Origin of the sequence: Ideonella sp. B508-1 (assembly GCF_000333615.1) — a bacterium.
GTDB lineage: Bacteria > Pseudomonadota > Gammaproteobacteria > Burkholderiales > Burkholderiaceae_C > Ideonella.
In genome coordinates, this window is sequence record NZ_BADL01000230.1 from 1 (window position 1) to 8,959 (window position 8,959).

The 8,959-nt window shown below is 71.6% G+C and carries 9 protein-coding genes and 1 pseudogene; 6 read left to right on the top strand and 4 right to left on the bottom strand.

Features of this window, described 5'->3' with window-relative positions; genetic code table 11:
• A pseudogene (locus I73_RS27160) lies at positions 1 to 215 on the bottom strand (AraC family transcriptional regulator); the annotation flags it as partial.
• Between the two features lie 64 nt (positions 216 to 279).
• Here I73_RS27160 and I73_RS09775 point away from each other — a divergent pair.
• Genes I73_RS09775 through mnmC form a run of 3 tightly spaced genes read left to right on the top strand, consistent with a single transcriptional unit; the run spans position 280 to position 3,298 of the window.
• Positions 280 to 1,248 (top strand): heme-dependent oxidative N-demethylase subunit alpha family protein, encoded by a 969-nt coding sequence (locus I73_RS09775; RefSeq protein WP_022980442.1) that lies wholly within the window; start codon positions 280 to 282, stop codon positions 1,246 to 1,248.
• Positions 1,245 to 2,093 (top strand): tRNA (5-methylaminomethyl-2-thiouridine)(34)-methyltransferase MnmD, encoded by an 849-nt coding sequence (mnmD, locus tag I73_RS33870; RefSeq protein WP_234409465.1) that lies wholly within the window; start codon positions 1,245 to 1,247, stop codon positions 2,091 to 2,093. The genes I73_RS09775 and mnmD overlap by 4 nt, the downstream gene beginning before the upstream one ends.
• Positions 2,069 to 3,298: an FAD-dependent 5-carboxymethylaminomethyl-2-thiouridine(34) oxidoreductase MnmC gene (mnmC, locus tag I73_RS33875; protein WP_234409466.1), complete on the top strand. Its 1,230-nt coding sequence runs from the start codon at positions 2,069 to 2,071 to the stop codon at positions 3,296 to 3,298. The genes mnmD and mnmC overlap by 25 nt, the downstream gene beginning before the upstream one ends.
• 21 nt (positions 3,299 to 3,319) lie before the next feature.
• Here mnmC and rpiA read toward each other — a convergent pair whose 3' ends face one another.
• Complete coding sequence (gene rpiA / locus I73_RS09785) at positions 3,320 to 3,982, bottom strand: ribose-5-phosphate isomerase RpiA (protein ID WP_026096532.1); 663 nt, start codon at positions 3,980 to 3,982, stop codon at positions 3,320 to 3,322.
• 95 nt (positions 3,983 to 4,077) lie between these two features.
• On the opposite strand from rpiA, the gene I73_RS09790 reads away from it, so the two are divergent.
• Positions 4,078 to 5,121, top strand: a complete 1,044-nt coding sequence (locus I73_RS09790; RefSeq protein WP_022980444.1) for a quinone-dependent dihydroorotate dehydrogenase — start codon at positions 4,078 to 4,080, stop codon at positions 5,119 to 5,121.
• A 21-nt stretch (positions 5,122 to 5,142) separates the two neighbouring features.
• Here I73_RS09790 and orn read toward each other — a convergent pair whose 3' ends face one another.
• Entirely contained in the window at positions 5,143 to 5,703 is a 561-nt protein-coding gene (gene orn / locus I73_RS09795; RefSeq protein WP_083876670.1) for an oligoribonuclease, read from the bottom strand.
• Between the two features lie 56 nt (positions 5,704 to 5,759).
• Here orn and I73_RS09800 point away from each other — a divergent pair, with 56 nt between their 5' ends.
• Together I73_RS09800 and rsgA are read left to right on the top strand one after the other, a co-directional pair.
• Positions 5,760 to 7,025, top strand: a complete 1,266-nt coding sequence (locus I73_RS09800; RefSeq protein ID WP_022980446.1) for a M48 family metallopeptidase — start codon at positions 5,760 to 5,762, stop codon at positions 7,023 to 7,025.
• The gene (gene rsgA, locus I73_RS09805) at positions 7,022 to 7,978 is read left to right on the top strand and encodes a ribosome small subunit-dependent GTPase A (RefSeq protein WP_022980447.1); all 957 of its coding nucleotides are present in this window, start codon (positions 7,022 to 7,024) and stop codon (positions 7,976 to 7,978) included. Before I73_RS09800 ends, rsgA begins: the two co-directional genes overlap by 4 nt.
• Positions 7,979 to 7,987: 9 nt before the next feature.
• Here rsgA and I73_RS09810 read toward each other — a convergent pair.
• On the bottom strand, positions 7,988 to 8,959 hold a 972-nt coding region (locus I73_RS09810), incomplete at its 5' end, for a CobD/CbiB family protein (RefSeq protein ID WP_022980448.1).

Genomic DNA, 8,959 nt, shown 5'->3' on the forward strand with positions numbered 1-8,959 from the left:
CGCTCCGGCGGCGCCAGAAAGCAGCCGTCGGCCGTCTCCACCTGCAGCACGCCCTCGATGGCATAGGACAGCTGGCCCCAGGGATGGGTGTGGGGCGCGCTCCAGGCGCCGGGCGCCAGGGCCTCCACCCGGGCCAGCACCGGGCGCGGAAGGGTGGCCAGGCGCGGGATGCGGCCTGATCGACGCCAACACGGTGGTGCCGGGTTTGCCGGCATGATGATGGGCACCTCCGGGTGCCCATTTTTCTTGGCGGCACCGTCGCTGTTCCTCCGCTCTGCCATGCCCTTCGATTTCGAGCACGCCGTCACCGCCCCCTTCCGCATGCAGCCCGGGCTGCGCAAGCTGGCCGAGGGCAGCGTCCAGTTCACCCCCACCCACCCGGCGTCGCCCCATCTGCGAGAGAAGCTCGCCGTCCTGCGCAGCCAGCCCGACCAGGCCTTGCAGATCGAACCGGGCTTCGATGCCCTGCCGTCCCTGCACGCGGCCATGCGCCAGGCCGCGCAGGAACATCCGGCCGCCCTGACCCTGTCCAGCGATGGCCAGCTGATGGCTCATGCCCTGGGCTGGTCGGTCGATGACCGGGGCGAGGTGGCGGCGCTGCACCCGCAGGCGCCCCAGGACATCGGCCTGTGTCTGAAGGCCCTGCCGACATCCTGGCGCCAAACTGCCCTGTTCAGCCTGGCCATCGAGGAAGACCTGGCCATCGTCGACGGCCGGCGCGCCAGCCTGCCCTGGCTGGCGGTGGCCCTGCCCTCGCACTGGGACCCACGCCAGAAGATCGGCCGCCACTTCGCCGAGGTGCACGCCCCGGTGGCCGACAACGCGGTGCTGGTGGCGGCGGGCGAGCATCTGATGAAGCTGGTCACCGGCCCGCAGCGCTGGGAGCGCTTCGTCTGGAACGTGACCCGCCACCCTGGGCTGGACGCCCATCCGCAGCGCACGCCACCCACACACTGGCCTGCCGACCTGGACGAGGCCGAGCTGAACCAACACACCTGGTTTCGCAGCGAACGCCAGACCTTCATCCCGCTGCCCGAGCGGGGCCAGGCCGTCTTCACCATCCGGGTGGCCGTGCGGCCCCTGAGCCAGGCGGTGGACACGCCGGCCCGTGCGCAGCGCCTGCACGACGCCATCGCCAGCATGAGCCCGGCGGTACTGGCCTACCGGCAGCTCACCGAAGCCCGCCCCGGCTTGCTGCGCTGGCTGGCGGCGCGGGCGGCCACGGCCCACAGCACCCCCGCGGCATGAAGACCCAAGCCATCGTCGAAGCGCAGATCGACTTCGACCATCCCGGCCACGACGGCCTGGCCTGGGCGCCGGGCTTCCAGGACGTCTACCACGCCCGCGACGGCGCCTTCGCCCAGGCGCGGCACGTCTTCCTGCAGGGCAACGGCCTGCCCGGGCGCTGGCAGGGCCGAACTCGCTTCGCCATCCTGGAGACCGGCTTCGGCCTGGGCAACAACTTCCTGGCCACCTGGGCCGCCTGGCGTGACGACCCGCAGCGCTGCGAGCGCCTGGTCTTCGTGTCGATGGAGAAGCACCCGCCCCGGCGCGAGGATCTGGCCCGCGCCCATGCCACCAGCCCGGCCCCCGCGCTGGCCGCCCAGTTGCTGGCCCAATGGCCGCCGGCCACGCCGGACCTGCATGTGCTGGACTTCGAGGGCGGCCGGGTGCGCCTGCTGCTGGCCCTGGGCGATGTGGCCACCTGGTGGCCCGAGCTGAGCGGCCAGATCGACGCCTGCTACCTGGACGGCTTCGCCCCCGCGCAGAACCCGGCCATGTGGGACGCCCACCTGCTGCGCCACGCCACCCGCCTGGGCGCCCCGGACCTGACCGCTGCCACCTGGAGCATCGCCCGCGTGGTGCGCGACGGCCTGCAGGGCGCCGGCTTCGCCCTGGAGCGGGCGCCTGGCTTCGGCAGCAAGCGCGACATGCTGGTGGCACACGCCACCCCCTGCCGGCCCAGGCCCTGGCGCGCGGCATCCCGCCGGGCCGCCTGGCGGCGCCGCAGGCCCGCAGCGCCCTGGTCCTCGGCGCCGGCCTGGCCGGGGCCGCGGCCGCCCGGGCCCTGGCCGCGCAGGGCCTGTCGGTGACCGTGCTGGAGCGCCACGCCGCCCCCGCCCAGGAAACCTCGGGCAACCGGGCCGGCCTGTTCCATGGCGTGGCCCACGCCCACGATGGCGCCCACGCCCAGCTGCTGCGCGCAGCCGCTCTGCGCGCGCACCAGCTCATCGCCCCCCTGGTGGCCAGCGGCCAGGTGGCGGGCAACCCGAACGGCCTGTGGCGCGGCGGTGGCGAGCCGGCCGACTGGGCCCAGCTGCGGGCCGCCGTGCAGGCCCAGGGTCTGCCCGCGGCGTACCTGCAGCCGCTCTCCCGCGACGAGGCAACCGAGCCGCTGGGCCTGGCCCCGGCGGGCCCGGGCTGGTGGTACCCGCAGGGCGGCTGGGCCTGCCCGGCCGATCTGGTGCGGGCCTGGCTGGACAGCCCCGGCGTGACGGTGCTCGGCCAGCAGGACGTGCAGGCCCTCGCCCCGCGTGAAGGCGGCGGCTGGCAGGCCCTGGGCACCGCCGAGGCGAACGGCTCCGGCGCCGTGCTGGCCGAAGCCGATGTGGTGGTGGTGGCGGGGGCGGCCGACGGACTGGCCCTGCTGCGCCCCTGGACCGGGGTGGACGACTGGCCCCGGGTGCGCAGCCGCGGCCAGGTCAGCTGCCTGTCGGCCGAACTGGCGGCTGCGCTGCAACTGCCCACGCCGCGGCACCCGCTGGCCAGCGGCGGCTACGGCATCGGCCTGCCGCCCGAGACCGGCGGCGGCCTGCTGTGCGGCGCCACCAGCCAGCCCGGCGACGAGGACCCGGCCCTGCGCCTGACCGACCATCTGAGCAATGTGGGGCAGTGGGACCGTCTGCTGGGTCGCAGCCCGGACGCCGGAGAGCAAGCCCGGCGCGAAGCCCTGCTGGCCACGGCCATGGCACAAGGCGCGCTGACCGGCCGCGTGGGTTGGCGCCTGGCCTGCGACGACCGGCTGCCCCTGGTCGGCCCGGTGCCGCTGCCGGCTGCGCAGCGGACAGTCCTCACACGGCAGGAGCAGCCCCGCAGGGTGCCGCGGGTGCCGGGCCTCTATGTGCTGAGCGCCCTGGGCTCGCGCGGCATCACGCTGGCGCCGCTGCTGGGCGAGGTGCTGGCCGCCTGGATCACCGGCGCCCCGGTGCCGCTGGCGTCCAGCCTGATGGATGCGATCGACCCGGCGCGCTTCATCGCGCGGGCGGCGCGGGCGGCCAGCCGCACGGCGGCCGACTGACCGCTCGCGCGGGGTGCTGAATCAGAAGTCCAGCGCGCGCACGCCCTGAGACGTGCCCAGCAGGCAGACCTTGGCCTTGTGGCGGCCGAAGATGCCCACGGTGACCACGCCGGGCCATTGGTTGACCTCGGCCTCCATCGCCAGCGGGTCCGTGATCTTCAGGCCCCGCACGTCGACGATGATGTTGCCGTTGTCGGTGGTCACGCCGGCACGCACGCTGGCCTGGCCGCCGTAGACGCTGGCGAAGCGGCGCATCACCTGGGCGGCGGCCATCGGGATGACCTCCACCGGCAGCGGGAAGGCGCCCAGCACGTCCACCAGCTTGGATTCGTCGGCGATGCAGACGAAGCGTTCGGCCAAGTCGGCCACGATCTTCTCGCGCGTCAGCGCGGCGCCGCCGCCCTTGATCATGCAGCCCTGGTGATCGATCTCGTCGGCCCCGTCGATGTAGACCGGGATCGATTCGACGGTGTTGGAATCCAGCACCGGGATGCCATGGGCCTGCAGGCGCTCGGTGCTCTTGACCGAGCTGGAGACCGCACCGCGGATCTGGTCCTTCATCGTCGCCAGGGCGTCGATGAAGCAGTTGACGGTGGAGCCCGTGCCCACCCCCACGATGCTGCCGGGCACCACATGGGCCAGTGCCGCCTGCCCGACCAGGGCCTTGAGTTCGTCTTGCGTCATGGCCGGCATTATCGCCGCCCCCCAGGGCTGAAGCCGCGCCCGGGCAGGGGCATCTGGGACAATCGGGGGCGAATTTTCCCCCTTCCCTGCCGCCCATGTCCCTGCTCCCCTACGCCCTCTCCCGCACCGCCCTGTTCAGCCTGGACGCCGAGACCGCCCACGAACTGACCATCGACACCCTGGCCCGGCTGCAGAACACGCCGGCCCAGTGCCTGTGGGCGCAGAAGCGGGTGGACGACCCGGTGACGGTGGCCGGCCTGCGCTTTCCCAACCGCATCGGCCTGGCCGCGGGGCTGGACAAGAACGGCCGCGCCATCGACGGCTTCGGCGCCATGGGCTTCGGCTTCGTCGAAGTGGGCACCGTCACGCCCAAGGCGCAGCCGGGCAACCCCAAGCCGCGCATGTTCCGCCTGCCCTCGGCCGAGGCCCTGATCAACCGCATGGGCTTCAACAACGACGGGCTGGAGGCCTTCGTGGCGAACGTGCAGCGCTCGCGCAGCTTCCGCAAGAAGGGCGGCATCCTGGGCCTGAACATCGGCAAAAACGCGGTCACCCCCATCGAGAACGCGGTGGACGACTACCTGATCGCGCTGGCTGGCGTCTACCCGCACGCCGACTATGTGACGGTCAACATCTCCAGCCCCAACACCAAGAACCTGCGTGCGCTGCAAAGCGACGAGGCCCTGGACGCCCTGCTGGGCGCACTGACCGCCCGCCAGCGCGAGCTCATGGACCTGCACCAACGCCGGGTGCCGCTGTTCCTGAAGATCGCCCCGGACCTGGACGAGGCCCAGATCGCGGTCATCGCCGCCACGCTGCAGAAGCACCGCCTGGACGGCGTGATCGCCACCAACACCACGCTCAGCCGCGAGGCCGTCAAGGGCCTGCGCCATGCCGAGGAGACCGGCGGCCTGTCCGGCCGGCCGGTGCAGGAGGCCAGCAACAAGGTGATCCGCGCGCTGCGCAGCCACCTGGGCCCGAACTTCCCCATCATCGGTGCGGGCGGCGTGATGAGCGGCGCCGACGCCTGCGCCAAGCTGGCTGCCGGCGCGGACCTGGTGCAGGTCTACACCGGCCTGATCTACCGCGGACCGGAGCTGGTGCGCGAGGCGGCCCAGGCCATGGCGGCCCGGGCCTGAGACGGTTTCAGCCCGCCCGCCTCACACCGCCAGGAAGGTCTTGCGGTAGTGCAGGAGTTCGTCGATGGACTCGTGGATGTCGGCCAGCGCGGTGTGCTTGTTGGCCTTGACCAGGCCTTCCAGCGCGGCGGGCTTCCAGCGACGGGCCAGTTCCTTGAGGGTGCTGACGTCCAGGTTGCGGTAATGGAAGAAGGCCTCCAGACCCTTCATGTGGTTGGCCATGAAGCGGCGGTCCTGGCAGATAGAGTTGCCGCACATCGGGCTCTTGCCGGCCGGCACATAGGCCGCCAGGAACTCGATCATCCGGGCCTCGGCCTGGGCCTCGTCGATGGTGGACGCCTTGACCCGCTCGATCAGGCCGCTCTTGCCGTGGGTGCCCTTGTTCCAGGCGTCCATCGCGTCCAGCGTCGCATCGCTCTGGTGGATGGCGAACACCGGGCCCTCCACCCGCACGGTCAGCAGCGGGTCGGTCACGACCACCGCGATCTCGATGATGCGGTCGGACTCCGGCTTCAGCCCGGTCATTTCCAGGTCGATCCAGATCAGGTTGTTCTCGCTCTTGCTCAGCGTGGTCTCGGTCATGGCTTTCACTCGGTCGATGTGCTGCCGCATTGTCCGACAACATACACTGCCGCCCCATGCAAGCCTTTCACGTCTCGCTGGCCTTCTGCACGGCCTTGCTGCTGTCGCTGGCGATCAAGCTCTGGCTGGCCTCGCGCCAGATGCGCCACGTGCACGCCCACCGCACCCAGGTGCCCGCGCCCTTCGATGCCACCATCCCGCTGGACGCCCACCAGCGCGCGGCCGACTACACGATCGCCCGCACCCGCTTCGGCATGCTCAGCGAGAGCTTCTCGACCGCGGTGCTGGTCGGCTGGACCCTGCTGGGCGGCCTGGACGCCCTGAACCTCCAGCTGCGCAACGCGGTGCTGCCCTGGGGCGGCGAGCTGGTCTACCAGCTGGCCCTGTTCGGCGCCTTCGGCCTGATCAGCGCCCTGCTGGAGATGCCGCTGGAGTGGTACAAGACCTTCCGCATCGAACAGCACTTCGGCTTCAACCGCATGAGCCTGGGCCTGTTCCTGGGGGATCAGGCCAAGGGCCTGCTGGTGGGCGGGCTGGTGGGGCTGCCGCTGCTGGCGGCCGTGCTGTGGGTGATGCAGGCCACGGGCAGCTTCTGGTGGCTGTGGGCCTGGGCCCTGTGGACGGGCTTCATGCTGCTGATGCAGGTGCTCTACCCCACCGTCATCGCGCCGCTGTTCAACCGCTTCACCCCGCTGGCCGATGCCGAGCTGGCTGGCCGCATCCAGACCCTGATGCAGCGCTGCGGCTTCCAGGCCAAGGGCCTGTTCGTGATGGACGGCAGCCGCCGCTCGGCCCACGGCAATGCCTACTTCGCCGGCATGGGCCGGGCCAAGAGGGTGGTGTTCTTCGACACCCTGCTGGAGCGCCTGCAGCCGTCCGAGGTGGAGGCCGTGCTGGCCCACGAGCTGGGCCACTTCAGCCACCACCATGTGCGCCGGCGCATGGTGCTGGTGATCGGCCTGAGCGCCCTGGGCCTGGCCCTGCTGGCCTGGTTCGCCGGCCAGACGGCCTTCTACCAGGGCCTGGGCGTGCAGCCCAACCTGCTGGCCCCCAACCACGCGCTGGCCCTGCTGCTGTTCATGCTGGCCACGCCGCCCTTCCTGTACTTCGTCGGCCCGCTGATGGCCCAGCTCTCACGGCGTGACGAGTTCCAGGCCGATGCCTACGCCTGCCGCCAGGCCAGCCCCCAGCAGCTGTCCTCGGCCCTGCTCAAGCTCTACGAGGACAATGCCTCCACGCTGACACCCGATCCGCTGTACGCCCGCTTCTACTACTCGCACCCGCCGGCCTCGGAGCGCCTGGCGGCGCTGGCCCGCGCATGAAGCGCCCGTCCCGGGGCGGCACCGCCAAGGGCGGCGCGAACGGTGCGCTGCAAGAGGCGCTGGTGGTCGGATCGCACGGCCGCCACGTGGTGATCGAGACGCCCGAGGGCGAGCGCCTGCTGGCCCATTCCCGCGGCAAGAAGAGCGCCTGCGTGGTGGGCGACCGGGTGCGTTGGGCCCCGGCGGGGGACGAGGCCGTGGTCGAGGCCCTGAGCCCGCGGCGCAACCTGCTGATGCGCCAGGACGAATGGCGCAGCAAGTCCTTCGCCGCCAACCTGGACCAGCTGCTGATCATGCTGGCCGGCGAGCCGATGTTCAGCGAGTCCCAGCTGAACCGGGCGCTGATCGCGGCCGAGGACGCCGGCATCCGCGCCGTGCTACTGCTCAACAAGGTGGACCTGCCCACCGGCGAACTGGCCCGCGAGCGCCTGACGCCCTATCGGGCCATGGGGCTGACGGTGCTGGAGACCTCGCTGAAGGCCCAGCCCGAAGCCGCCCTGGCGCTGCTGGGCCCGGTGCTGGCCGGCCACACCACGCTGGTGCTGGGCCCCAGCGGCATGGGCAAGAGCACCCTGATCAACCTGATGCTGCCCCAGGCCCAGGCCCAGGTCGGCGAGATTTCCCAGGCCCTCAACGCCGGACGCCACACCACCACCACCACCACCTGGTACTGGCTGGGCGATGCGGTGGATGGGCAGGTGCGCGGTGCGCTGATCGATTCGCCGGGCTTCCAGGAATTCGGCCTGATGCACATCACGCCGCAGCGTCTGCCCGAGCTGATGCCCGATCTGCGCGCCCAACTGGGCCACTGCCGCTTCTACAACTGCACCCACCGGCACGAACCGGGCTGCGGCGTGCGCGAGGCGGTGGACCGGGGCGAGATCAGCCCCACGCGCTACCGGCTGTACGAGGCCTTGTGGGACGAACTGGAGGCGGGCCAGCGGCCCGGCTGACCGCCGTCCTCAGCCCAGCAGATTGGCCAGCTTGAGCAGGGCCAGCAAGAGCATCCAGAGGATGACCGAGCGCCACACCAGGCCCACCACGCTGCCCAGATGGCCCAGCTCGGGCGCCAGGCCGGGTGTGGAGCCGGTGGCCTCGGCCTCCTCGCTTTCGACCCCGGCGGAGAAACTGGCGGAAGCCCGGTCCGGCGTGACCCCGGGTGGTGCGGCACCGCCCAGCTGGACGCCGACCGCTCCCGCGGCGGCCGACAGGATGATGCCCTCGTTGGCCCGCTTCCACAGGCCGGCATCACGCCGCCAGCCGGCCACGGCTTCCTCGAAATTGCCCACCACCGCGAAGCCGAAGGCCGTGAGCCGCGCCGGCACATGGTCGATCAGGCCGAACAGGGTCTGGGACAGGTCACGCAGCCGCTCGTTCACGGCCACGCCCATGGAGCGGCATTCGAAGGTCCAGTAGCGGCTGGCGAACTCGGCCATGCGGTAAGCCACCGCACCGGCCGGGCCCAGGCCCAGGGCCGCCAGCACCACGTAGCAGAAGAAGACGCCGAAGACGTGGCGGTGGGCGGCCAGCAGGGAGTGCTCGATGACGTGGCGCAGCAGCTCGGTACGCGGCAGCTCGCTGACGTCCAGATGGCGCCACTCGGCCAGCAGGCGGCGCGCATGCTCCTCATCGCCCCGCTCCAGGGCTTCGCGGATGTCGGTGAAGTAATGGCTGAACTGCCGGAAACCCAGCGTCAGGTAGATGGCCAGCACGTCGAAGGCCAGGGCCAGGAAGAAGCTGTAGCGGCTGATCAGCACATGGATCAGCGCCGCGGCGCCGGCCGGCACCAGCACCGTCACCACCCAGACGATGCGCGCATGGTGGGGCCGCCCGGCGTCGAAGTTGCGGCCGGCCCAGCGGGTCCAGGACGCCAGCGCGTCATGCACCCAGTTGTCGCGGGGCAGCGGCTTGATCTGCTCCAGCATCAGGGCAAA

Bases quoted from the DNA above. Each gene is read 5' to 3' on its own strand.
- I73_RS09800 (WP_022980446.1), top strand. From the start codon at position 5,760: ATGCAAGCCTTTCACGTCTCGCTGGCCTTCTGCACGGCCTTGCTGCTG.
- orn (WP_083876670.1), bottom strand. From the start codon at position 5,703: ATGACCGAGACCACGCTGAGCAAGAGCGAGAACAACCTGATCTGGATC.
- I73_RS09790 (WP_022980444.1), top strand. From the start codon at position 4,078: ATGTCCCTGCTCCCCTACGCCCTCTCCCGCACCGCCCTGTTCAGCCTG.
- rsgA (WP_022980447.1), top strand. From the start codon at position 7,022: ATGAAGCGCCCGTCCCGGGGCGGCACCGCCAAGGGCGGCGCGAACGGT.
- mnmD (WP_234409465.1), top strand. From the start codon at position 1,245: ATGAAGACCCAAGCCATCGTCGAAGCGCAGATCGACTTCGACCATCCC.
- rpiA (WP_026096532.1), bottom strand. From the start codon at position 3,982: ATGACGCAAGACGAACTCAAGGCCCTGGTCGGGCAGGCGGCACTGGCC.
- I73_RS09775 (WP_022980442.1), top strand. From the start codon at position 280: ATGCCCTTCGATTTCGAGCACGCCGTCACCGCCCCCTTCCGCATGCAG.